The organism is Bradyrhizobium sp. Tv2a-2, assembly GCF_000472425.1.
In the GTDB taxonomy this organism is placed as follows: Bacteria; Pseudomonadota; Alphaproteobacteria; order Rhizobiales; family Xanthobacteraceae; genus Bradyrhizobium.
Genome location: NZ_AXAI01000008.1, coordinates 34,052 through 55,873, shown reverse-complemented (window position 1 = coordinate 55,873; position 21,822 = coordinate 34,052). Strand labels below are relative to the sequence as shown.

29 protein-coding genes are annotated in these 21,822 nt (G+C 61.0%); all 29 read right to left on the bottom strand.

What is annotated here, in order from left to right; translation table 11 throughout:
• Window positions 1–17: 17 nt before the first annotated feature.
• Window positions 18–917, bottom strand: coding sequence for a hypothetical protein (locus A3AI_RS0117610; RefSeq protein ID WP_024516861.1), 900 nt, complete (start codon window positions 915–917; stop codon window positions 18–20).
• Window positions 914–1,729, bottom strand: coding sequence for a hypothetical protein (locus A3AI_RS45315; protein WP_051382432.1), 816 nt, complete (start codon window positions 1,727–1,729; stop codon window positions 914–916). Before A3AI_RS45315 ends, A3AI_RS0117610 begins: the two co-directional genes overlap by 4 nt.
• Window positions 1,730–2,752 (bottom strand): phage late control D family protein, encoded by a 1,023-nt coding sequence (locus A3AI_RS0117600; protein ID WP_024516859.1) that lies wholly within the window; start codon window positions 2,750–2,752, stop codon window positions 1,730–1,732. It lies immediately after the preceding gene.
• 1 nt (window position 2,753) lies between these two features.
• Complete coding sequence (locus A3AI_RS0117595) at window positions 2,754–2,978, bottom strand: hypothetical protein (protein ID WP_024516858.1); 225 nt, start codon at window positions 2,976–2,978, stop codon at window positions 2,754–2,756.
• Complete coding sequence (locus A3AI_RS0117590; protein WP_024516857.1) at window positions 2,978–3,289, bottom strand: hypothetical protein; 312 nt, start codon at window positions 3,287–3,289, stop codon at window positions 2,978–2,980. The genes A3AI_RS0117595 and A3AI_RS0117590 overlap by 1 nt, the downstream gene beginning before the upstream one ends.
• Window positions 3,286–3,723 carry a hypothetical protein gene (locus A3AI_RS42910; protein WP_024516856.1) on the bottom strand — a complete coding sequence of 146 codons (438 nt, stop codon included), beginning with the start codon at window positions 3,721–3,723 and terminating at the stop codon, window positions 3,286–3,288. The genes A3AI_RS0117590 and A3AI_RS42910 overlap by 4 nt, the downstream gene beginning before the upstream one ends.
• Before the next feature lie 3 nt (window positions 3,724–3,726).
• A complete protein-coding gene (locus tag A3AI_RS0117580; RefSeq protein WP_156927830.1) occupies window positions 3,727–5,526 on the bottom strand; it encodes a phage tail tape measure protein in 1,800 nt (599 codons plus the stop codon).
• 203 nt (window positions 5,527–5,729) lie between these two features.
• Window positions 5,730–6,140: a phage virion morphogenesis protein gene (locus A3AI_RS0117570; protein WP_024516853.1), complete on the bottom strand. Its 411-nt coding sequence runs from the start codon at window positions 6,138–6,140 to the stop codon at window positions 5,730–5,732.
• Entirely contained in the window at window positions 6,137–6,943 is an 807-nt protein-coding gene (locus A3AI_RS45310) for a lysozyme family protein (RefSeq protein ID WP_024516852.1), read from the bottom strand. The genes A3AI_RS0117570 and A3AI_RS45310 overlap by 4 nt, the downstream gene beginning before the upstream one ends.
• 3 nt (window positions 6,944–6,946) lie before the next feature.
• Complete coding sequence (locus A3AI_RS47635; RefSeq protein ID WP_156927829.1) at window positions 6,947–7,102, bottom strand: hypothetical protein; 156 nt, start codon at window positions 7,100–7,102, stop codon at window positions 6,947–6,949.
• Between the two features lie 20 nt (window positions 7,103–7,122).
• Window positions 7,123–7,383, bottom strand: a complete 261-nt coding sequence (locus tag A3AI_RS0117555) for a hypothetical protein (protein WP_198030137.1) — start codon at window positions 7,381–7,383, stop codon at window positions 7,123–7,125.
• Between the two features lie 137 nt (window positions 7,384–7,520).
• Window positions 7,521–7,958, bottom strand: a complete 438-nt coding sequence (locus A3AI_RS0117550; RefSeq protein ID WP_036048651.1) for a hypothetical protein — start codon at window positions 7,956–7,958, stop codon at window positions 7,521–7,523.
• Between the two features lie 66 nt (window positions 7,959–8,024).
• Window positions 8,025–9,977 carry a hypothetical protein gene (locus A3AI_RS45305; protein ID WP_024516849.1) on the bottom strand — a complete coding sequence of 651 codons (1,953 nt, stop codon included), beginning with the start codon at window positions 9,975–9,977 and terminating at the stop codon, window positions 8,025–8,027.
• A gap of 241 nt (window positions 9,978–10,218) precedes the next feature.
• The gene (locus A3AI_RS0117535; RefSeq protein ID WP_024516848.1) at window positions 10,219–11,100 is read right to left on the bottom strand and encodes a hypothetical protein; all 882 of its coding nucleotides are present in this window, start codon (window positions 11,098–11,100) and stop codon (window positions 10,219–10,221) included.
• Window positions 11,101–11,478: a hypothetical protein gene (locus A3AI_RS0117530; protein WP_156927828.1), complete on the bottom strand. Its 378-nt coding sequence runs from the start codon at window positions 11,476–11,478 to the stop codon at window positions 11,101–11,103.
• A 4-nt stretch (window positions 11,479–11,482) separates the two neighbouring features.
• Window positions 11,483–11,764, bottom strand: coding sequence for a phage fiber-tail adaptor protein (locus A3AI_RS0117525; protein WP_024516846.1), 282 nt, complete (start codon window positions 11,762–11,764; stop codon window positions 11,483–11,485).
• Entirely contained in the window at window positions 11,761–12,948 is a 1,188-nt protein-coding gene (locus A3AI_RS0117520) for a hypothetical protein (RefSeq protein WP_156927827.1), read from the bottom strand. The genes A3AI_RS0117525 and A3AI_RS0117520 overlap by 4 nt, the downstream gene beginning before the upstream one ends.
• Window positions 12,949–12,976: 28 nt before the next feature.
• Window positions 12,977–13,492 (bottom strand): hypothetical protein, encoded by a 516-nt coding sequence (locus A3AI_RS0117515; RefSeq protein WP_024516844.1) that lies wholly within the window; start codon window positions 13,490–13,492, stop codon window positions 12,977–12,979.
• Between the two features lie 10 nt (window positions 13,493–13,502).
• Entirely contained in the window at window positions 13,503–13,901 is a 399-nt protein-coding gene (locus A3AI_RS0117510; RefSeq protein WP_024516843.1) for a hypothetical protein, read from the bottom strand.
• Window positions 13,902–13,904: 3 nt separating this feature from the next.
• Window positions 13,905–14,579, bottom strand: coding sequence for a hypothetical protein (locus A3AI_RS0117505; protein WP_024516842.1), 675 nt, complete (start codon window positions 14,577–14,579; stop codon window positions 13,905–13,907).
• A gap of 3 nt (window positions 14,580–14,582) precedes the next feature.
• Window positions 14,583–16,079, bottom strand: coding sequence for a heparin lyase I family protein (locus A3AI_RS0117500; protein ID WP_036048645.1), 1,497 nt, complete (start codon window positions 16,077–16,079; stop codon window positions 14,583–14,585).
• Window positions 16,080–16,215: 136 nt separating this feature from the next.
• Window positions 16,216–17,097 carry a phage tail fiber protein gene (locus A3AI_RS0117495; RefSeq protein ID WP_036048643.1) on the bottom strand — a complete coding sequence of 294 codons (882 nt, stop codon included), beginning with the start codon at window positions 17,095–17,097 and terminating at the stop codon, window positions 16,216–16,218.
• A gap of 69 nt (window positions 17,098–17,166) precedes the next feature.
• Window positions 17,167–17,337 (bottom strand): hypothetical protein, encoded by a 171-nt coding sequence (locus A3AI_RS47630; RefSeq protein WP_156927826.1) that lies wholly within the window; start codon window positions 17,335–17,337, stop codon window positions 17,167–17,169.
• Between the two features lies 1 nt (window position 17,338).
• On the bottom strand, window positions 17,339–17,653 hold the full coding sequence (locus A3AI_RS0117485; protein WP_024516839.1) for a hypothetical protein: 315 nt from the start codon (window positions 17,651–17,653) through the stop codon (window positions 17,339–17,341).
• Window positions 17,654–17,669: 16 nt separating this feature from the next.
• Window positions 17,670–18,605, bottom strand: a complete 936-nt coding sequence (locus A3AI_RS0117480; protein ID WP_024516838.1) for a hypothetical protein — start codon at window positions 18,603–18,605, stop codon at window positions 17,670–17,672.
• Window positions 18,606–18,609: 4 nt separating this feature from the next.
• Window positions 18,610–19,032, bottom strand: coding sequence for a hypothetical protein (locus A3AI_RS0117475; RefSeq protein WP_024516837.1), 423 nt, complete (start codon window positions 19,030–19,032; stop codon window positions 18,610–18,612).
• A gap of 10 nt (window positions 19,033–19,042) precedes the next feature.
• Window positions 19,043–19,276: a hypothetical protein gene (locus A3AI_RS0117470; RefSeq protein WP_024516836.1), complete on the bottom strand. Its 234-nt coding sequence runs from the start codon at window positions 19,274–19,276 to the stop codon at window positions 19,043–19,045.
• A 74-nt stretch (window positions 19,277–19,350) separates the two neighbouring features.
• On the bottom strand, window positions 19,351–20,361 hold the full coding sequence (locus A3AI_RS0117465) for a hypothetical protein (protein WP_024516835.1): 1,011 nt from the start codon (window positions 20,359–20,361) through the stop codon (window positions 19,351–19,353).
• 27 nt (window positions 20,362–20,388) lie between these two features.
• On the bottom strand, window positions 20,389–21,822 hold the full coding sequence (locus A3AI_RS45300) for a DUF6582 domain-containing protein (protein ID WP_051382431.1): 1,434 nt from the start codon (window positions 21,820–21,822) through the stop codon (window positions 20,389–20,391).

Here is a 21,822-nt window from a genome sequence, read left to right as displayed (position 1 = left end):
GCGAGACGTCAGCCACCTCACCACCCCGTTGTCACGTCGTAGGCGACCACCGCCGAGATTGTGGAGAGCGCGTTCACCGCCGCCTGAATAGTTGCGTTGGCGAGCGCCTCACGCGCGTTCTGTGTCGCAATGGCCTGCAAGATTGAGCCCAGGTCCGCCGGTGACAGGCTGACGTTTGACGTCGCCCCGACAGGAAGAAGGTTCATCGTCGGCGGCGTGATCGTAGACAGAGCAGAGAATGATGTGTTGCCCATGTTCGACGGCGAGCCGCTCGCCGGCACCGTCATGTTGCCGGGCTGCACCCAATTGGTGACGGCCGCCTCTGAGGTGTTGAGGTGCGCCACCCAAGTGTTGAGGTTGGTTTGCAGGTTGGTGACGAAGGAGCCGTAGGCTGTGACAAATCCGTTGTAGTCGCCGACGTTCGTGTTCAGCGCCGAGATCAGCGTTGCCATCTCGCTGTTGATGGTGCCGATCAGAGTGTTGACGGGGCCGATATAGATATACGGCGCAATCGCGCTCAGTCTCGACACGCCAAGGTCTGACGCGTCCCAGTTGTAGTTGCCTGCGGTCACGGTGACGTTGACCGGCTGCTGGCGCTTCACACCCCAGATGGCACTCGCCAGCGCGCATTTGACCGCCTTGGCTTGCGCAAGGGTCAGCGGCAGGGTCAGCAGCGCGGCCTCGGCGCTAATCCATGAGTTGATATAGGTCTGATACGGCGACGGGTCCGTGAACTGCTCTGCGATCGAAGGCCGATCGTTGTACATGATCTGGCCGACGCCCGTTGCGCCGTCGAACTGCACATAATTGATGTTGGTGGCGAGCGCACTTGTGGACACCGTCGCGCCGACAGCGTTGACGTGGACGGTGCCAAGCGCGTTGTTGATGACGAAGGAGAAGTCCGCCAGCGTCGTCACGGCGTCACCGTCGTCGGCGGCTGCATCGAGCCGCCCTGCGAAGGCGATACGGAGCCATCAGATACGGTGCCGCCACCCTGTAGGTTGACGAAGCTCGCGCCCTCGATGCCGGTGATATTGCCGGACGCGATCTGGGCGTTGTTGCCGGCCGACAATCCAAGATCGCTGCCGGCGACGGCGGTCATCACTTTCGCAATGTCCGATATCCAATTGCCGCCGATTTTGAATGACAAGTTATTGCAGGTCAGCGTGATATTGCCCTTGCCGTCCATGACGATGGTGGCACCGTTTCCGTCAGTGATCGTCGCGGAGCCGTCGTTCTTGAAATAGAACTGCTGGCCAGATCCACCCTGAGCGTCGGACGCCTGATCGTTGTCGCTGCCCGATGCGTCGTCGGTGCTGTCGTCTCCAATCGTGGACTTGCCAGTGGACTTCTTGAACTTGGCCCACATGACCATTTCGCCGGACTGCACAGTCGGCGGCTTGTCGTCATCGGAGTGGACGCGCTGGACGATCTTGCCGGATTCTAGGTCGCCCTCTTGGAAGCGAACGATGACCTGATCGCCGGACTTCTTCCCATCACCGGGCTGCAGGCCGACAGCAAAACCGTAGTCAGATCCGATGTGCCCGGTCTCGATCGGCAGCCAGCCGGACTCCTGCCCTTCCGGCATATACATGACCTTGGCGAGGTACCGCTCGGGGTCATAGCTCGTGACGATCGCGTGCCGCTCGTGATAGGACGAGCCGCCAAGAGCGGCGCGGTGATAGCGGTCGATGCAGCTGAAGACGAAGTTCTCCAGATTGCCCGACATTTACGAAGCAGACCTTCCTGACTTGGGCGAGCGAGCCGTGATGTGGGTACGATGCCCGCTCATACCGAAATCGTGGTGGACCTCGTCGATGTCGTAGACCTGATCGAAGTCGGTGCCGCTCAGCTGCAGCCCCATCCCAGCCTGTACTGATGGGTCGCCCACCACCGTGGCGGAAACGATGAACTCATGCCGCGCCTTCTCGGTCGCTTCCGACTTGGCGCGTTTGGTGGCGTGGTCCTGAGTCAGCGTCGGGACCTGATAGTTATATGTCCGCGTCGGCCCAGAGCCCTCGACGTTGGACTTATACTGGAATATCTGCCGTTTCTTCGAGTGCCAGCCCTTGACCGTGACTGCGATCGGACGGGCCGCCTGCAGGTTGTGGCTCACGTGCAGCTCAATGCAGTCCGCCGAGATTGGTTCGACCTCTTGATTGATAGAAATGGAGTAGGTGCCCTGCTGGCTTCCGTACGGCACATAGTGGAACGTGCCGTTTGGATCGACCCACCAGCGAACACCGTCAATCCGCGCCATCTCGTGGATGATCTGCGCGAAGGTGTTGTTCTCGCTGAGCTTGACGAAGTCCTGCTGTAATTGCTTCCCAGCCTTTACAGAACTCGATGAAATGTTGCCGGATAACCCGACCCTTCCAGTCAGTTCCCGCACCACATCCGATGGGAGTTTGTTGATCCATTTCTCGCTCGTGACGTTCTCGTGCAGCGCGCCCGACTTGTCGCGACCCCGGAAGTGGATTTCGCGCCGGATATAGTCGAAATTGACCTCGTCGATTTCCCCGGTCATCAGGGTCGCGGTTTGCCCGCGCGTCATGACGGTGATAGTGGCGTCCGTGCCGGCAGAGAGGCTTGCAAATGCCGCCCGCGCCCCCGGCAGGCCCATCGGGATTTCGCCGGAGAACGACGACGTCTTGCGGTCGGCGCTCTGCGCTACGTTGCCATGCTCGATCGGCCACGTTCCATTTACGTTGAGCCACGCGGCATGTGGCCCAACGCCCGACGTGATCGCCATCTCACAACCCTAGAATGCCAGTCTGCGTGCCTGTCGGGAAAACGGGAGGGATCAGGATATCCATCGGCCCATTGATCCACGGGTCGGTCAGGCCGTTGAGTTCGGCGATGGCAACCCATTGCAGCGGATCGCCGGTCTGCCGCATCGCTATGATGAAAAGGTTTGTGCCGCTGACGCCTCGGAGAACCTTTGCTGGAATTGTGGCTGCGATGAATTCTTGAGCCATCAGACAAGCTGGTCCAGATTTGAGGCGACGCGCCCGACCACGCCGCGCATCAGCGAAAGTTTGCTCTGATCTTCGGCCGCCGTCACGACATCCTGAAACCCAGCGACGATGCTCGGTGCATCAAGGGGAGCGGCGAAAGTATCCAGCACGCTCGGTGCCGTCAGTGCCGCCTGCACATCGTTGACCAGGTTGCCAGCGTTGAGCTGCATCGCCTTGATGGTCGCAAACGGCGCATTGGCAAGCGGGGATGCCGCAGCAACCTGCCCCTGCAAGTAGGCGAGTTCGGCCGTGATATTGGCGGGAATGCTCATAGGCCAATTGCCAAGGCTAGGTCACCCTGCACCAGCGTATCGATACTGGATGGAACGGCGCTAAGGGCACCGAGCAGCGGATTCTGGGTGACGGTGCAAATGACCTCATAGAACACCCACACCGGCATGCGCCTGACGCGGTAGATGAAGGTGTTGACGATCACCGAGCGGAACTGGCCGCCCCAAGAAAGCGGCACGACCTGCCCCGCCGCGCGCATCGCATCAAGCGCCAGTGCCGTGTTGTAGGCATTGTCGCCGAACAGGAACCCTCGCCATGCGATGTCGGCCTCATCGGGCCCCAACGTGTCGATCACACGAGCGCCGCCGGGCAACTTATGGACAACCATGGCCTGCTGACCGCCGCCCATCATGGTCTCGGGCGTGGAGAAATCGTCGAAGACGATCCCGCCGAGCGTCAATACATCCGTGGGCATGCGTCAGGCCTCGAAGCGTCCGCCGCCATTAAATGCCGGGCTACTGGTGCTGTAGCGATAGCGCGAGTCGATCTTGTCTATGATCGCCTGCGCGATCCTGTCTCCGTCAATGTTCAGCGAGAACGCGTATTGCTCGCGGTTCTTCCCGCCCACACCGGGTTCAAATCGTCCCGGAACATAGAGCTTGTTGCGCTCCTCCAGATCCTTCTGGAATTGGTCCTTGGAGCCGCCACCAGAGAACAGCGCGGTGATCTTGTCCCACACCGACTTCAATGCGTTGTAGATTGCGTCGCCCATGGAATAGATACTGGTCAGTACGCGCTGCTGAAGGTTCAGGAAGAAGTCCCGCACCTTGTCCATGGCGCCCTGGATCTGGGGTCCCCACGCAACCGCCGCCGCGCCCAGTGCAATCAATCCTGCAGCCAGCCAGCCGGCAGGACCAAGCGCCGCCGCAAGGACAACGAGGCCCCCACCAGTCAGAGCACCAGCGAGAATACCAAACCCGATTCCGATGTTCTTCAGCGTCTCCGGGTTCATGCCATTGACGTTAGCGGTCATCGAATTAATGACGCTGGTGAGCTTCTGCAGGACAGCGATGACGTTCTCGCTGTTGGGACCCGCGACCGCGGTGAGCAGATTGGTCCACGCGTTCTGTAGCGCCACCATATTGGCGGTGACGGACTCGTTGTTGAGCAGGCCGAACGCATCGCCAGCACCGAGGCCCTGCTTCATGCGATTGCGTTCTGCAATGATTTGGTGGAAGTTCGTCACTTCCTCTGCAGTGTAACGCTGCGTGGTCTGACGACCCAGCGCCCGCATTACGAGGCGCATCTGCTCCATTGGGTCGGTGACGCCCTGCTGCTTGAAATGCTCCACCAGATTGGCGGCAAGATCGAGCGGGTCATTGCCGATCAGCTTGGTCAGGCGCTGCGAGGCCCCCTTATCAAGAATGACGCGACCGTGGTCAGTGTGCCATTCACCGGGCTTGAGCAGGTTGACGTCCTGCATGCCCTCGGCCGTGCGCTTGAACATCGTGCCGGCAGCCATCTGCTGCCACAACGATAGATAGGCCGTGCCAGCGCGAGGACCGCCCATGGCCTGCGCCATGATGGCCTGCGTCATGAAGCCCTCGTCACTCAACCCACGCATCGTGAAGCCACCCTGCTTGGCCATGCCGAGCAGAGTCTGCGGGTTCACCATGTTATGCGTGGCGGCCATCACCTTGGCCGACAGGTCAAGGAAGCGCTGCAACTCGTCGACGGCGGCCTTATGAGTATTGGGGTCGGTCAATCGCCCGGTCAACTCACTGGCGCGCAGCAGATCCTGCAAATCCTTGCCAGAGTCGCCCTTGTAGCCCTTGTCGCTCTGCATGACCCACGAGAATCGGGCCAGAGATTCCCATACCTTCATCGAGTCATCTTGGCCGAGGATCGAATAGCTGGCACCCGGAATCTTGAGCAGATCCGTCACATTCATGGGTACGCGCTGGGCGATATCGAATGCCTGACGCGACATTGCCCCGCTGGTGACGGCGGGCAGCATGTCGCCGCCCAGCCGCTTCAGCTTCACCAATTCGTCGCTGTAATCCTTTGTTTTATCAACGATTTTTTCCATGACGCCGAACAGCGCCATGCCGGCGGTCACGCTCAATGCGCCGCCAATCGCCGATTTCAACTTATTGAAGCCGCCCTGGAGCTTGTTTACCTGTGCGTGTACCCCAAGTAAGCTTGAAGACAGCGCCGACAGAACGGCATTGTGGTTCGAGCTCATGGAGAGCGCGATTGCTACTTTCCATGTCTCCAAGGAGTCACTCCGTCATGAAGCAGGAATGGGACTGGCCTCCCGAGAGGCGCCCCCCGCCCATCCAAGGAACAGGATGGGCATCTACCGCCGCGAAGACGTACATCAATTGGTATCTTCGCGCCGTCGTTCTTGTATTTAAGATTATTATCGGCGCAGCCTGCGGCTTGGCCCTTTTTTTCCTGGCTGTCGCAATGACGGGGCTGCTATCTAATTAGCTTCGTCATCACTTCCTGACCGACCGCGTGGATAATCTCTTCCTTATGATGGAGCGCTGACCCCATCAGGAATGATCGTGGCGGAATCTTTGACGTGCCGACTTCCTGATACAGGGCATAGTCGAGATCGGACCCGATCCGAGCCGTATCGCCGGTTACCTCGTGGCGGATGCTGTCGCGCATCTCTCCGGTCTCCAGCAGCGGGGTATCGGCCGACTTTCTCGCAAGAGTAGAAGGTGCCAGCGACGGCCAACCGAACTCATACGTGCCGATTGCCGCCTTCGCGCCGTCCTCGACGATCACCGCGACATGCTCCAACGCCTCATGCTTGGCGCGATCCAGTCCGACGACGGACGCCGTAGCGAAGGCGGCAAGACTCGCGAGGGAGAACTCCTTCATGGCACCGACGTCTCCGGATCGAATGGCTTCTCGGCCTTCGCTTCATCACCATGGCGGGCCGCGAATGCAGCCTTGCCTCGCGCCAGCCTGCGCCCCCACCCTTCTTCGAAGCTCTCATGCGTCTGAGCGCCGTGCATTCCGGGATACGGGTTGCCGCTGATGTTGGTCATGGCACCGCGCGTATAGAAGCCCAACCCCTGCTGGTGCATCATGTAAAGCTCGGCGTCGGTCGGATCGCGATGGAAGTGCTCGCGGAACTGATTCCGGTTCGCCTCGAACATCCGCGCCGCGCCCATTGCGTTCTCGCGCGCCGAGTAGATGTTGCCGCCACCCCCGAACCTGCGCCACTCGTCGTGGCCGATCTGGTAGAGTCCCTTGTACTGCGTCGATCGGTTGGCGTTCGACGACGGGTTCATGCCGGATTCGATGTCGGCAATTGCTCGCATGGTGTTGGGATCGAGGTGGTGAGCACGAGCCGCTTCCACGATCGCTTGATCGACCTCGGCCGAGCCTTGGCTGACCGGACGACTGCCGCTCCCTGCATAGTCCTTGCCCTGCGGCGTATAGCCTTCGTGCGCGGTATGGTGATGGGCGCGATCTGATGTGTGCGCCTCGTGACCGTGCGAGGCATATCGATGCGGAGCGTGTGCCGCGCCAGACGGAGCGCCCAAGGTGTGCTCTGCCGCCCGGCCCTGCGGCACGTAGCCATCAAGATCGGGGACGAATGGATCTGCGGAATAACCATCAGTCAGACTAACGACGCCGACCTGCCGACCGCCGACCGTGATGACGCCAATCTGCATTGATCACCGCTTCTCGATGAACCCGCCTCGGTCCCAGTCCCATTCCTGCCCGCCGTTCTTCAGCGACGCGAACACAATCGAATAGGACAGCAACTCGTGGTCGAACATGTTATGGGCGACATCGAACGGGACCCCATTCTGGATGCTCCAGCAGATCATCCGAAAAACAGGGTCCTCGACTAGTTTTTTGCTTCTTCGGCCCCGTTGACCGGCGAGTCCTCTGCGAGGCGCCCGAGTGCCGCACCAGCCGCAGCCAACCCCTCGGCGTCAAGCTTATCGAAGATTGCGTCAAGCTCGCCGCGATTGCGCGGGAACGGAATGGGCGACTCGTTGATCATGCACACGGCGGCAGCGATAACATGCGGCATCCGGTGCGATATCTGCACCTTGTTGCCGTCCGGCGTCATGACCTCATCGTGGCCGCTCAGCTCGGGCGTCATGCCCGTGACCTTGGCCTGCTCGCTAGGCCTCAGGCGCCGAACTCCGATCAGGCGCCCAAGCTTGTCGGCCTCTTTCTCTACTGTTTTGTATCGCGCAAGGATTGTCTCACTTTCCGTGGACATGCACTCTCCTACTGTTAGGCAATCTGCGTCTTGGCGCTGGCCATTCCCTCAAGCTTCAGCTTCACAGGCTTGTCGCGGCTGATGTTGCCGTGGTCGGTGAGGAAGATGACGCAGTTGACGTACTGATACCGGCTGGTCGAGCCATCGGGGTTGATAATGGCCTGGTTCAGGAAGCCCGGCTGCCGCACCGTCCCGTTCAGAAGCTGCTGCGAGCGCGTGATCATGTAGTTTTCCAGCGTCGCGCTGGTACGCACAATGCTGAACTCGATGCGGAAGCCGTCGTCGACATAGTCGTAACGGGGAAGGTTGTTGTACGGCATCGCCTTGATGTCGTGCTTCATAGCGGTGATGGTGACATCCTCGATGTCGGAGATGTCGAGCAGGATGCCGCTTGCACCGTCGAAGTAGGAAAACGAGTAGTCGACGCCAATGTTCATCGTATTCGTGGGCATTGAAGTCTCCAAACAAAAAACCCGCCGGCTAGGGCGGGGCGATCAGGACAAAGGCGTTGGGGTCGGTTAGAGCGATGTGTTCGCCGAGGGCAGGAACTGCGACGGAGTCGGCGGCGTGCTCTGCGGGGTGATGGTTACGTTGCCACCTCCGGCGAACTTCACAACGAAGTAACGAACTTCGTTCAAATACCTCACCTGCCAGTACAGGAAGAGATAACCAAGTGCTTGCAGTGGCGCCGGGTTGTTGAGCAAATCACACTGCACCGACCACGCATCGATCATGCCCTGCCCGTTGATGCCGAGCCCGACCTGCGGTGAGGCGAGCTGCGCCGAGAAACCATCAAACAGGGCCTTCGCTTTCGCGCGGGTCTGGTCGTTGGGCTGGATCGACTGCAACTGGCCCACGAAGCTCCCCGCCGCCTTGCTCTGCGCAGCGCGGATCAGGAAGTTGGTCAGCCTTGGATAGATGTCGCTATTGGCAGCCGTATTCGACGAGGCGTTGCGGCCCGATGCGAACGAGAAGTAATAGCCGCCCGGCGAACTCGACGGGGGCAGGATGACGTCGATGCGGCCGGTGTTGATCTGCGACAACTCGGTGTCGGAATAGGTCTGGCCCAACGTCGAGCGCTGGGTTGCCGAGATACCCTGCAGTGGCTTGTTGAGAGATCCGAGTTGAGGCGACAGGTTGCCGAAGATTCCGATGCCGAACGCGGACGGGTTGATCAGCCGCGAGACACCGTTAAAGCTATCATAGAAGGTCGGCCAGTCTCCGAGGATGTACTTGAACCAAGGCGTGTCGACGCCAGCATTGGTTATGGTCGCAAGGCAGTTCGCGATGGTGTCACCCGATGGCGATGCAAAGATCGCGTAGCAAGTCTCCGACAGCGCAAACGAGGCAATCGCCGCATAGTCAGCAACCGTCGAGAGATCGCAGAGCGTGAAGCAGTCGACACCGGCATTACGCAGGGCGAACATGCCCTTTCGCGGGGTGATGTCCTGCCCCATCAGCGTGGCGTCGGTGACGTTGGACGCGCCATCAGTGCCGCCCGACAGGGTCGTCTGGGTAGATAGCGTCGGCGGGACCGTGGAGACGTTTGCCGTCGCGATCACAAACTGGCTCGGCCCATGGAAGGCGTTACCGCTGTTGATGACGCTGGCGACGTTGTTCCAGAAGGTCTGCCAAGTGCCTGCACCACCAGTCAGGGTGGCACCAGACAGCGTAATGGCGGTCGAAACCTTGGCGAGGGTCAGAGAGTTGCCCGAAGCGCCAGCGCTGCCGCCGGAGTTAACGAACTGGTTGGCCGAGAACGCCAGCACGTTACTGGACAGCGCATAGCTGAATTTGACGAGGTTGACGTCCGACGATGCCAGCAGGAAGGCCAAGAGATTCGACAGCGTCACGGCAAGCGACGATCCAATCTGGACCTGGCTGCCCACTGGATTCGCAGTCACGAACGTGACCGACGTGCCGCCGATGGTCAGGACGTCATTATTGGAGGGCTGGCCTGAGAATGTGGCGCTGCCGGTTGCCGGCGTCGGGCCGGTGATGTTGTTGAATTGCTCCGGGACGATGCCCGGGAAGCCAACCACAGGCATCCACGAATTGGCCAGCGAGCCATTCTGGATCGACACGTTGATCTTGTTGCCGAGAACTCCAGTATACTTGCCGGTGATGGTGACGCCGCCGATGTTTGCAGTAGCAGCGAGGTCTGTGCCGTCAGACACGCGCACACAGAAAAAGCCGATCGCGCCACCGACCTGCGAGGCGGCCGACACATAAGATGACATGTCATAGGGGCGGATCATCGGCGGACCGAACGTGGTCGCCATATCCGACGGCTTCGAAACACCCATCACCGCATTGAGCGGACCCCAGCTTGCAACACCCACAAGGCCTTCGATGTTGGTCGGCGTGCCGAGAAGTTGCGGCGTGGGGAGGATGATGTCCCCATAGACGCCCGGCACGGTAAGTGCCGCCAAATTCTGCTGACCGTCGAGGAAAACAGTGCCGGTCGTCATCTAACTTTCTCCAAATAAAAAACCCGCCTCGAAGGGCGGGTCATTGGGTTGATCTGACGGCTCTGTTAGTCGTCTGCACTGGGCTCGGGCTCACCACCTTCCGATGCAGGCACCCTGACGAAGTGGTGGTCGCGATCCTTCATCAGTCTTTCGACCTCCGAGGGATCGGTGACCCTCTGCCCCTTGTGGTAGCCGTGGAAGTCGTGGACACAGATCAGGTGATATTGCACGGTGACCTCTCTCAGACGATGGCGGTCGCGATTGCGGTGTTGCTCGGGTTGGCGATGTCTATCGTGACCGATGTCACGACATAGCCGGGGAACTCTTCCAACGTGGCGTATTCGGCCTCGTAAATGAGATCGCGGCGATAGACCGTCCTCGCCTCGCCCTCATCGATCACATTGGTGCGGCTGTAGCGGATGACGGCCTGTGAGGTATCCGGCATGGACACCTTGAGGTTCTGCTTGATCAGATTGTCGACCGCGCTAGCGAGCGTCGTGCGGTGATCGGGCGTATCGGCCCACACGCTGACCATGACGCAATGCTTCTGGCGCCACGTCACCTTGCCCATCACGCCGACACCGCCCTGCCTTACGGAGAATGAGAACTTGGCGGGGATGCTCAGCGACGTTGCTGTTGAGCTCGCGGTTGGGTAGTTCGCTTGCGCCTGTGTGGCCAGGGTTGAGAGGATGGCAGGAAGTGTCGCGCCCGTTGCCGAATAGATGAATTGCCGGTCCGCCTCGACTGTGAGGTACTCGCCGGGGCCCGGCTGTCCCGAGGCATAGATCACATCGCCAATGACCACGAACGTAATTCCGTAGGTCGGCTGCGAGATGATGCGGGTCTCGTCCTGTATCTGGTAGGTACTGACGCCAGTCCCCGCCATCGGGAACACGCTGACGTTCATACGCGGGCCGTTCGGGCGCTGCACCTCTAAGGGCGGCTTCCTCGAATTGTCCAGCGTCATGCCGGCGACATCGAGATCGAGCTTCGCGGCGTTAGGCCAGCCTTCGACAACGAGGCAGTCCAGCCCCACGATACTCGGCTGCAATGTACCGTTAGGATAGACGGCCGATATGGCCTGAGATTTCAGGTATGCCGTCACATCCGAAAGGTCGGCCATTTATGCCTCCAAACGGATGCACGTCAGTTTGTAGCCAAGAATGTTCCAGTAATTCTGGCCGACTTCGTAGCGATAGCCCTCATCGTCCACGATAATGTCGCGGTCGCGCACCGTGTACTGCCCCACCGCGGTGGACGGGATGTAGATCGTCCACGTCGGCGCATAGACGACGTCGGTCGGCAAGGTGCCCGCGGATTGCCCGCGGCGCCCTACCGCGCCGGACTGGATCTCCGCTATCAGCCCGGAGGCGATAAGCTGAAGCCCCTGCGGGCTCGTTGTCGACTGCACGGGGCCAGAGTAGCCGCCATCACCGACCGCACTGTCGCTCGGGCCCGCAGACGTCATCTGCCGGTAGACGCTCACCGTCCTTCCAAACACGTCGCTAGTCCTTGACCAAGACGGATGCCTGACGCGTGAACGAGCTGCCGAACACCGTCGTGATGGCGTTCTGCAAGATGTAGGCCTCTCCGCTTATCCCCCCGGTCAGGAAGACCTTGGTGACGGGGCTGATGAACCCGCCATCGACGAAGGTCAGCGAGGTCGACGCCGACGGCATAGACCAAGTCGATGTCAGGATCGAATCGCCGACGTCCAGCTTGTCCGTCCAATACAAGTCGTAGTCGATATGCGCGTCGGCAGATCTCTTTGATGGCCAGTGGATCATCGGCGAATGCGCCCAAATCTCTGAGAGAGCCGGAAGACCGTCAGCGAGGCCTTGGAGAACGCCGCCGCCATAGAGTACGCAGAAAGCGCAATCCCGCCGCCGAGGCTCCGGCCAAAGGACATCGCCGCGCTTCTGGCTGCGAGTGCCATCTTGCCCGTCGCGAACGAGCGGCCCGTGGCGACCGCGCGACCTGCTGCGGACAAGAAAGCCTTAAGCGTATTGGTCGCGGTGCCTTTAGCGACCGCCGACGACCCCGCCAGCAACAGCGCGGCCACACGGAAAAGCGCCGAGCTACTCGCAGCGGCTGCACTCTTGGCAGCGAGCGCGGTCTTGGCGACGATTCCGGCGCGACCGACTGCGGCAGCGACCCCGGTGGTGGAAAAGAACGTTTTGGCCGCAATGGACGCAACGCCCCTTGCCGCGGCCGACGACCTCGCGAACAGCAGGAACGCATTGACCGCGGCAGATGCCGTGCCCTTGGCCGAGGCTATGCTTCTAATGGCCAGCAAGGCCTTGGGACTGAATGCCGCCGGTCCCTTGGCCTGTGCTCCCGATGCGCCCCGCAGGGATGTCGCGCCCGACATGCCCCCGAAACGGCCACGCGCCATGGCGATCGACGACGCGAATAGTGTGAAGACCCCCGGAGGGATCAGCTGACCAAAGGCGGCGGCAGCGCTTCTCGCTGCGAATGCAACCTTACCGGCAACGGCAGCGACACTCGTCGCTGCCCCAAGCCCAGCCGCGACTAGGCTGGCACTAAACGATGGCGAGGCTTTCGCCTGCGCCTCGCCCGTGCTCTGAGCTGCGAATAACGTCTGGAACAATCCAAGACCGCGGCCAAAGCCGGCGGCCACGGAACTGGATGTGATGATGATCAACCGCGCAAGGACAGAAACGCCCTGCCCCGCGCTTTTGCTAATGGTTGACAAAGCGGCATTGGCAGCAAGCGGACTCAGCGCCCGCGCTGCACCGACGCTCCTCGCCGCCAAGTACAGCGTCCCATAGAGGTTCGACAGATTCGGCGGTGCGAACTTGGAGATCGGCACCGGCGTATAGGTGTGGCTAAAGACGGTCCACACCGGGATCGGATTCGTCAGCAGGTTTATATTGGTCGGGCGCGTCGCGTCCGGTGCCGCCGCCCTCACAGGCCTCGGCGGCGTAAAATGTGGTCGGCGAAGGGTCATCTACGCGACCACGCTAGTGAGACGAAACTTACAGGACCTCGTAGAACCAATCCGCACCGATCGCACCAGCGGAGCCGACGTTGGCCGAGGACAGCAAGGTTTCCGAGTTGGACGCAGTGTTATTGCCGACCGCAACCCACTCCTCTTCGGAGCCCGGGTTGGTCTGCCACTGGATGATGCCGCCAAAGGCGTTGAAGGTGAGGTTGAGGCGCGGAATGCCGACAGCGGGCGAGCGGTTCGGGGCGCCGGTTGACGCGACGAACGCAACCGGCGCGGTCGACACAGCGGTCGCCGCGATGTTTGCGGGACCGTCTGAGTTCGGCAGAGCCAGCGCCGAAGGCGTAGTGGCAAGCGAGGACGATCGCGCCAGCATGGTCGCCGTCACCGCCGAGGACGAGGCCTGCCCCATCAGTAGCATCTTGCCGATCTTCAGGATATCGGTCGACGATCCAGGCTTCAGTGCGGCCCAAGTGCCCGCGGACAGGGCACCATCGGCCTGCGCGGTCGGCGTGAACGAGGAAACCTGGAAGACGCGCTTGGACATTGATTACTCCTTATGGAAGCAGAAGCTTCTGAGGGGTTCCTGATAACGTGACGCCCGGCGCAGTGGGCAAATCGCGCGTCGAGCACGGATTGGCTGCCACCGCGAGGTGGTCATCGATGAACTTCGTGAATGGGGTATGGACGTAACCTGGCTCGCGCCGAATGAAGTCGCAGCCATCACAGATGTAATGGCCTTCCTTGTTGTCGCACTCGAAGCACTTGGCGCGCTCTCGGGTGCGGGCATTGTTCTTGACCACGACGCTCTTGCAGTGAGAGCATGTCATGGTGTCCTGCTCGAACACCTTGCCTTCGCCGCAGAACTTCGGATCGTATCCAGCTGCTCGCGCGATATCCTCTGGCAGACCGGGTGATGCCCGGTGATCCACCAGGATGTATCCCATTTGCTTCATGACCTACATCCAAGCCTGCGGCATCAGGACATCGGCAGCCACGAACTGCTTCAGTGCAAACTGACAGGAGGCGTATGTTTCAGAAGCGCTCAGAGTGGCGTTCTCGAAATACGTCCCGGTAGAACTCACGATCACGTCGTTCCACCAGATGATGTTGCCGTCCGCGCCGATGCGATTCGTCCATGTATTCGGAGTGGACCCGGCGACATTGTCCGTCCACGTCACGCCGTTCTGCAGGACGTAAACCCCGATCAGGACGTCGTTTGCGTTCGTCGTGGTAATGGACGGTAGTGAAACTGCTGTGCCGGCCGTGTCATTATACTGGATGGCGCTGACATCAACGGGGCTGGATGTGGCCACGCCACCATATTCAGCTATGGCAAAGTCAACAGAACTCGCCGCTGCAAAGGTCGCGGTGACGGTCGGTGTTCCCGACGCGGTATTGGGGAAAATGTAGACACTCAGCTGGTTGCCCAGCGCGTTCCACGCCGTTTGCCGCACCTGGGTCCATGCAACGGCGCCGTTGACGTTGTCTGTCACCCCGGTGATGGATTGGCTGTTGGACCGCATGGCCAACGCCAGGCACGATCCAGCAGTTACAGCACCGCCAAAGGTAAAAGCCTGAGACGTATTGGAGGCCGAGAAGCCGCCCGTCCCCTGGATGAACCCGAATGGCATGCGTTACACCAGCGGGGGAGTCGGCAGCGGAGTGTTGATGCGCGAGGAAAGCGGCTGGGTACCGGAGGAATCGATCTCCATATTGGCGACCCAGACAGCAAACGGCGTCGTGGTGCTCCCGGTTCTGTCACCTCGATAAAGCGCGAGGTTGTACCAGAACGGAGCCCCTGCCGCCGTTCCGAACTGGCCGCCGGTGTAGTTGAGGATTTGGGCGCCGTCGAACCACACCTTGAGGAAGCCGTTCGGCGCGTTGTCCCATCGCCAGGTCAACCTGACATGGTGCCACACGCCCTGCGCGGGCTTGGTGGCGAATGTCGTATCCGGGTACTCGTTGATATAGGTCGGCGATCCCGTGGCGTTGTAGCCCCAAACGAAAATATTGCCCGAGCCATTCGTTTCAGGGGTCATGCCGGGACCGGCATTCACGCCGCTGGTCTGATCGTGCCAGTCGACGACCAGATCCATGAAGTCGGTGGAATAGACGCCACCGCTTTCGATGAAGAACGAGAACGCCTGATCCATGGTGGTCTGCCATGGATAGAGACCGGCCCCGAAGCCGGTATTGATCTGGACACGATCGATGTAGGTATGGTCGAACGATGCGAAGTCGCCGCCGTGGACCTCGAGCCGCCACAAGCGCCCGTAGTTCGGATCGTTGTTCAGAATGAGGTTGTAAGGATACGCACCCGCCCTTCCCTGGATTTCGCCGACCAGTGCCAGCGGCGAGACCGTAACCGGGAAGGTCGTCGTGGTGTTCGGGATATGCTTGTATGCGGCGGGGTTCGTTGGGCCCGTGGTCAGGCCGAGATAGCCCGCCAGAGGCTTGACACCAACCGCCGCCAAGAACGTATAGAGCGCCTGACTCAAGGCGAGCTGCTGGGGGCCCGTCAGTTTCGAGCCGTAGTGGACCAGCGCAGTCTGTCTTGATGTGAACGAGCCGCCGGAACTCTTGAACAGCTGCACGGTGCCAGAATCGGCGCTGTGCGTCTTGACCTGGGTGCCCAGCGACGCGCCATCGAGGAACGCCTCCAGCGTGGACGACGTGTCCTCCTGCTGGAGAACCCAGTGGCCCACCGTGGACCCCCACTGGCTGCTCCACGTGCCCGTCGTGGACGTATTGAGGCCGCCGGTCATGTTGTTGATGGCGGTGCCGGACGCCACCAAGGAAGTGAAGCTACGCCCCCCGGTGCTCTGGAACACACTGATGCCGTCCGAGGCCTCGCTCAGGCAGAAGTGCCCGAACTCGGCGCTGCCGTCGACCGCCTTGCCAGAGTTGACACCAAACGTCGTCGAGAACCAGCCCGTCGAGCCATCACTGGCGACATAGGAATAGGGCTGGTAGGTCAGGCTGCCGTGCGGGGTCAGAAGCCCCACAAGCGGGTTGACCCAGTTGAAATTGCAAGCGTTCTGACTCGGGGCAGCGAAGCAGTAGAACAGGTCGAAGGTCTGCCAAATGCTGGCACTCTTGAGGGTCGAAATCAGAGTGTCGACCGCCTGCAACCACGCCGCCGGGGGACTCGGCGAGATCGTGGCCGCAAGAGTGTTCGTCTCCGAATTGACGTAGAGAGATGGGGGTGCAGCCGCAGCAGTCGGATGCACGATCGTATACATGGTAATGGGAGACACGAACGATCCCTTACGCGAGCGTCAGGGTGAGGGTTGATGCCGCGAAGCTGGCCGTGACACCCTGCGGGATCGACTGCTGCGTGATCTTGCGCACATTTCCGGAGCCGGACGCGGTCGTGACAATCGGCGTGGTCGGGCCGGATGTGGTGTCGATGTTGAACGTGTCGGTCGATGGCGATGCAACGTAGTTGACCGTGTAGCCCGTCAGCACGCCAGTCGATGTGGTTGGCAGCGTGCCACCATATTCGGGGTTAAACACGATCGGGTCATTGCTGGAGTAGCCATGGGCCTTGACGGTCGCCAGACTCGACGCTGTCGGGATAGTGAAGGGCTGCCACGCAAAGTTGCCCATGAAATCCCAATCGATCAAATTCCCCGACGACGACGCGTCATAAGTACCCCAGGCAATGACGGTGCCCCAGTTGGCGGTAGCCTGAGCGAAGTTGATCGCCGCACCGTTGACCACGGATGAAGGAGACGTGCCACTGGCGTTCGGGAATGCGCTGAACGTGAGGCTGTCCGTCGAGCCAGACGAGGCGTGCGACGCATTCGACGTCAGCGTCAGCGCCGTGCCAGAGTAGGAAGAAACGGTTCCGATCGCAGACGCCGCAGTCACGTCATAGACCGTCATGCCGGGAACGACCCAGCCCGGGTTCGATGACCCCATCGTGATGTTGGGCGTCGCGGTCGTCCATGTACCGGCAGCGGCGATTGCACCGGCAATCTGCACCCGGGCGTAAGAGCCGCCGGTCACCTCGGTGAAGCCAGTGCCAGCATCGGTGCCCACCGCGGTAAACATTGCCAGATAAACGGACGGCAACGACGGCATCGGGATTTGGCCGGTCTTCCAATTCAAGGTGGCGTTTGATGCGTAGTTAGACATTCCGGTCATGGCGAGCGGTCTCTCCAATAAAAAACCCGCCTTGCGGCGGGTGTTCGTGGGGATTGATTGTGTGGCGGCTTACTTGGCCGTCCCGAGAAATCTCGGATAGAAGACGTGGAACGGACGTTCAGCGAACCCGCTGGCCTGCCAGACGATGGTGCGGAACGGCATGCGCATCACGGTCGGCGGCGGCAGCGTCACCTGATGCGTCGAACCATCAGCGGCCGTCAACGTCAGCGTGAGCGACATGTCAGGCCGTGGCGCTAATGCTCAAGCCGCTCGGCGCAATCGTCCAGACGCGGCCGGAGTCATCCGAGAAGCCCGTGACCGTGACCGACTCCGGCGTCGAGGTCGTGTGGGTGCTGGTCACCGTCGTCGCCGGGATCGTAATGGTGGTGGTCGACCCATCGGATGCCGTAAGCGTCAGCGTCAAGGCTCCTGACTGCTGCTGCGTCGTCGTGGTCGTGGTCAGGACATCGTTACCGGAGATGGTAACGGTCATGACGTCGCCGGCATTGTAGGATGACTTGTCGTAGGCGGCCGTTACATTCCAGGTGTCGGTCATTTGGATCTCCCCTGCCCTAGAAGGTCAGTCGTGCCTTGTAACGGTCGAGAAGCTTCTTGGAATCGCCGTCCAGATAGGTCGAACTGAAACGCTCGATCCGCATGTCACCGGCGCTGATCATCTTGAGCCCTGCCCCGCCATAGGCCTGCGCGCTGATGAGCGCGGCTGCAACCGACGCCGTCGCGCGGACGATCTCGTCGGGCACATTGCTCGCCGTGAATCCCGCGACATACTTGATCTTCACGTCGCTGTAGTAGGCGAGCAGCATGCCCGCCGGCACCCAGATTTCCCCGGTCGAGTCGCTCCAGGAACATTGGGTGATGGAAATGGGTATCCACTGCGGCGGACCACCGAAGGTCTGCACCGAGGCCAAGAGATTCATTTCCTGGTACAGGCCACCGACCTGATCGGAACGTCGGCCGTAGGCGTACCGCCCCATGAGGGACATGATCGTCGGCATCGGCCACTTTGAGTAGCGCGCGATCGAGCGCTTGTTCGGCATCGACCGTTCTTCGGTAATCACCAGCCCAACATCCAGCTCGGCAGAGGCACCGTGGTTGAACTGGCAGGTCTGGAACGTCAGCGTGTTGTTGCCGGACGTGCCCTGCACCACCACAGCCTCAAGTTCATCAGGGCCGTTGCGGTTGATCACCATGACTTCGCCGATCATGTCGGGCCGGATATTCGCCGGGCTCACAGTGACCGTCACGAGATTGCCGGCAGTGATTGCCCCGCTCGTCACGGTATACGTCATGGACGGGACCGCGGCCTTCATGAACGCTGGGTTGCCGTTCTTGTCGGTGACGTAGACCAGCCCTTCGGGACGTTTCAGGTAGGCGTCAACAATGGCGCTGGCCTGCTCGCCTACGCCAGAGGGCAGAACCGTAGGCAGGCCGCCGGGGAAGCCGAAGAGGTTCTCCTCCCCGTCCAGGTAGTTGGAGCCGCCTGCCATGGGCTTAGTTCGCGTTCAAGAGGACAGCGAAATTGGTAACGGTGGCTGCACTAGCTCCGGTGTTAGTGATCTGCACAGTGAATGACTGGAAGGCCATGCCGTCGTTGCTGGTGACCCATTGCGCGGTACCTGCGACCAGTGCAGCGGTCACCACGGTGCCGACGGGAACGGTCCCCGCGCGATCGATATAGCGCTGCACGTTGATCGCGCCCGTCTGGGTGGACTTGGCACCGACACTGAGCGACTTGAATCCGTCCGATACAATGATGGCCGAGATCCAGTTGCCGCTCGCCGCGATCGTGCCGGTGGTTGGCAGCGTTGCGCCCAGCAGGCCGGGAGCCTGCGAGACCAACTCGCACTGAGCCACCGGGCCGTTCGCCAGCGGCTCCCAATACTGGCCCGTGGCTTCGGTTGAGACTAGGGGCATCGTTTGTCCTTTAGGCGACCAGCGTCGGCAGGATTAGCTTGGTTTTCTTGGCATAGCCGCGAGCGATGAGATATTTCCCGATGGGATCGGGCACCTCTGCCGCGCCGTGCCTGAACTCTATGGTGAATTGCAGCGGACTGTTGTTGTCATCCACCCATTCGGCCGGCACTTCCCCGGTCGTATCCGCCGCCGGGCAGATATACAGCGTGGAGGTGGGATTGCTGCCGCGACTGTAGACCTTCAAATTGCACTCCTGTGCTTCAATAAAAAACCCCCGGCCCGAAGGCCGAGGGTTCAGTCTGGGACCGTTAGTGGCTGTTACGGCCGGATTACCTGCACGAGTTTGTGGGCGTAGCCGAAGCCCTTGACGATCAGGTTGTCGAACAGAATCGCCACATACTGGCCCTGCAAGCCGGCGAGCAACCCGAGCTGGAAGAGGCGCGGATTGAGATTACCATCGCCACCATGGACAACAGCCATCTCGATGTCCTTCTCGGTGACGATCACGGCATAGTAGCCGTTGAAGCCGGAAGGCACCGCCGACAGGCCATAGGCCGCGACAGTCTGGGCGGTCTTTGCGGCCCCTAGGAACGGATCGACAATCAGAGGCAGGGTACCGATCTGGGTCTGGATCGCGTTGACCTTGACACCCCCGACGACCTCGATCTTGTCGAAGGTGAGCTGCGAGGCCTTGGCTTCACGATCGAGATAGTCACCCAGGATCGGGTCGATATAGATCGCCGTCGGGCGGATGACGTAGGTGGTGTTCGCCGCCATCTGGGCGACCTGAGCCTTCAGGCCGTCAATGATGGAGGCGCCGTTGGCAATCGCCACTGCAGCGTTCGGCGAGGTGCTGATCTGGGTCAGTGCCGAGACGTACTGGGTGGTGGTCGGCGAGGTCAGCGAGGTGTCGGTGCCGGTCCAGACTGCCGAAGCAGAGGCCACGACCACCGAGTTGACGATATCCTCGATGTCCTTGGCCTCGACATACGCAAACTGGCCCTGCTGGCGCGTCACATCGACGTCGAACAGCGACAGGTTGGTTTGGTTGGTGATCGCCTTGACCATCGCCGAACGCTCAACGCGGGTCGGGCCGGTCGGGGTCGGGGAGATGTTGCGCGGATCGGTGAAGGTCGCGGACGCAATCGCGGTCTGCTCGAAGTAGCGGTGCGGGTGGCCGTTCGCGGGGCGACGGTCGACGCGCTGCAGGAAGACCGAGTTACGACGGATAATGTCGTAGATCTCGGTCTCATACTTGTTGATTTCGATGGCGCCGTTACCGAGGAAGTCGGCCGCCGCCTTGACGGGGGTAGACCAGAGTGCGGTCATTGGTGCGTGTCCTTTTCTTGTGCGGCGTTACGACAGGGCGCCAACGCGGCCGAGTTCGTTCTTGACCATGATGCGCTTCTGCACATCGAGGCCGGCGGCCTTCAGGGCTTCGTCGACCTTGTGCATGGCAAGCTTGTCCTCGCCTTCGGGCAGGCCAATGCCGGACTTGGCGAGCAGTGCGGTGACCATCGGGTTGACGGTCTTGCGCGCCGGGGCTTCAGCAGCCAGACGCGCCTTCTCGCTCGCGTCCTTCAGCTTGGTCTCGGCTGCGGCGAGCTTGTCGGCCAGTTCCTTGTTCTGGTCCTGCATCGGCTTGACGGCGGCGGTCACCGCCTCTGCAACCAGCTTGGTGATCTCGTCCTTCGTCACGTCGTCTTCTCCATTTTCTGTGTCGGCTGAAGCGCCCATCGGATAGTCGTGATCGCGGAAGATGTGCGGGATCTTGCCGATCGCCGCCTCTGCGCGCATTGAGTCCGACATGCGGCGCAGCACGTGGACGTGGCCGGAACCGGGATGCACACCAACACCAGCCGCAGCCATTGCGGCATGGCAGGCGTCGAGCGCGGCGCAATGCGGCTCGACCATGGCGCGCGTGGTGGCGTTGGCCTCCACACGCTCATTCTGCTCCCCTTCGACCTTGTCGAGGCGATCAGCGAGCGGCTTCACGGCCTCGGCGAGCATCGGGCCAAGGAGGGCCTTCAGTTCATCAACTGTCATTGTGATCTCCTCGGCACTAGCCGCGAGTGAGGTGGTGGTGTATGCCGCCTTGTCCTTGCGGAGGATGGCCGCACCCGTGAATGTCAGATCGGTGATCCTGAGAACGTCCGCGCTAGGGTCCTCGACATAAAGACGTTCGGCCTCAAACGAGAAGCCAAGCACGTCCTTCAATGCCTGGATGAGCTCTGCGGTCTCCGGGAAATCCGCTGCATAGACAAAGCCCTCGATGCGGATCTCGTTGCCAACGATGTCGGCTGACGTGATGATCCCGATCTTGGCCTTGGTATCGTGCCCGTCAAAGGACGGGGTGAAGTCAACCGCCATGCCGAGCAGAGAGCCAAGGGCCTTGCTTGCGGCTTCGGAGGTGACAATGATCCTTCGGCCGCGCGCCCCGCCGGGAGGCGCATCCGAAGGCTCATCAAGCTTGGTCAGGACGCCGGAGAACGGCATCTTGTTGGGGTGGTTGTCGTCGTTGGCGATGTTGAGCGCCATGCACTCGATCGCCATGGACTGGACCTTGTGCCAGTCCTTGGTGTCGATGCCGAGGTCCTTGGCCCGGTGCAGAATGCGACTGCGGGCGCCGCTGCGCTCTTCTGGCGTCAGACCTTGGGTACGATCGACCATATCCCACGCTAGCTTGGTATGGTGTTCGTCATTGATCGGCAATTTGCGCTTGCCGGGAACCGCGAAGTGCTCGTCGGACAGCGCATCCCTGCTCTTTTTGTCGAGTTTCGCAGTCTGCAT

Bases quoted from the DNA above. Each gene is read 5' to 3' on its own strand.
- A3AI_RS0117520 (WP_156927827.1), bottom strand. From the start codon at position 12,948: ATGACCCTTCGCCGACCACATTTTACGCCGCCGAGGCCTGTGAGGGCG.
- A3AI_RS45305 (WP_024516849.1), bottom strand. From the start codon at position 9,977: ATGACGACCGGCACTGTTTTCCTCGACGGTCAGCAGAATTTGGCGGCA.
- A3AI_RS0117475 (WP_024516837.1), bottom strand. From the start codon at position 19,032: ATGCCCCTAGTCTCAACCGAAGCCACGGGCCAGTATTGGGAGCCGCTG.
- A3AI_RS45315 (WP_051382432.1), bottom strand. From the start codon at position 1,729: ATGTCGGGCAATCTGGAGAACTTCGTCTTCAGCTGCATCGACCGCTAT.
- A3AI_RS0117495 (WP_036048643.1), bottom strand. From the start codon at position 17,097: ATGACCGGAATGTCTAACTACGCATCAAACGCCACCTTGAATTGGAAG.
- A3AI_RS0117485 (WP_024516839.1), bottom strand. From the start codon at position 17,653: ATGACCGACACCTGGAATGTAACGGCCGCCTACGACAAGTCATCCTAC.
- A3AI_RS45310 (WP_024516852.1), bottom strand. From the start codon at position 6,943: ATGCAGATTGGCGTCATCACGGTCGGCGGTCGGCAGGTCGGCGTCGTT.
- A3AI_RS0117570 (WP_024516853.1), bottom strand. From the start codon at position 6,140: ATGAAGGAGTTCTCCCTCGCGAGTCTTGCCGCCTTCGCTACGGCGTCC.
- A3AI_RS0117535 (WP_024516848.1), bottom strand. From the start codon at position 11,100: ATGGCCGACCTTTCGGATGTGACGGCATACCTGAAATCTCAGGCCATA.
- A3AI_RS0117595 (WP_024516858.1), bottom strand. From the start codon at position 2,978: ATGGCTCAAGAATTCATCGCAGCCACAATTCCAGCAAAGGTTCTCCGA.
- A3AI_RS0117505 (WP_024516842.1), bottom strand. From the start codon at position 14,579: ATGCCATTCGGGTTCATCCAGGGGACGGGCGGCTTCTCGGCCTCCAAT.
- A3AI_RS0117550 (WP_036048651.1), bottom strand. From the start codon at position 7,958: ATGCCCACGAATACGATGAACATTGGCGTCGACTACTCGTTTTCCTAC.
- A3AI_RS0117465 (WP_024516835.1), bottom strand. From the start codon at position 20,361: ATGACCGCACTCTGGTCTACCCCCGTCAAGGCGGCGGCCGACTTCCTC.
- A3AI_RS0117515 (WP_024516844.1), bottom strand. From the start codon at position 13,492: ATGTCCAAGCGCGTCTTCCAGGTTTCCTCGTTCACGCCGACCGCGCAG.
- A3AI_RS45300 (WP_051382431.1), bottom strand. From the start codon at position 21,822: ATGCAGACTGCGAAACTCGACAAAAAGAGCAGGGATGCGCTGTCCGAC.
- A3AI_RS0117555 (WP_198030137.1), bottom strand. From the start codon at position 7,383: ATGACGCCCGAGCTGAGCGGCCACGATGAGGTCATGACGCCGGACGGC.
- A3AI_RS0117590 (WP_024516857.1), bottom strand. From the start codon at position 3,289: ATGAGCATTCCCGCCAATATCACGGCCGAACTCGCCTACTTGCAGGGG.
- A3AI_RS0117525 (WP_024516846.1), bottom strand. From the start codon at position 11,764: ATGATCCACTGGCCATCAAAGAGATCTGCCGACGCGCATATCGACTAC.
- A3AI_RS47630 (WP_156927826.1), bottom strand. From the start codon at position 17,337: ATGTCGCTCACGCTGACGTTGACGGCCGCTGATGGTTCGACGCATCAG.
- A3AI_RS0117600 (WP_024516859.1), bottom strand. From the start codon at position 2,752: ATGGCGATCACGTCGGGCGTTGGGCCACATGCCGCGTGGCTCAACGTA.
- A3AI_RS0117480 (WP_024516838.1), bottom strand. From the start codon at position 18,605: ATGGCAGGCGGCTCCAACTACCTGGACGGGGAGGAGAACCTCTTCGGC.
- A3AI_RS47635 (WP_156927829.1), bottom strand. From the start codon at position 7,102: ATGATCTGCTGGAGCATCCAGAATGGGGTCCCGTTCGATGTCGCCCAT.
- A3AI_RS42910 (WP_024516856.1), bottom strand. From the start codon at position 3,723: ATGCCCACGGATGTATTGACGCTCGGCGGGATCGTCTTCGACGATTTC.
- A3AI_RS0117510 (WP_024516843.1), bottom strand. From the start codon at position 13,901: ATGAAGCAAATGGGATACATCCTGGTGGATCACCGGGCATCACCCGGT.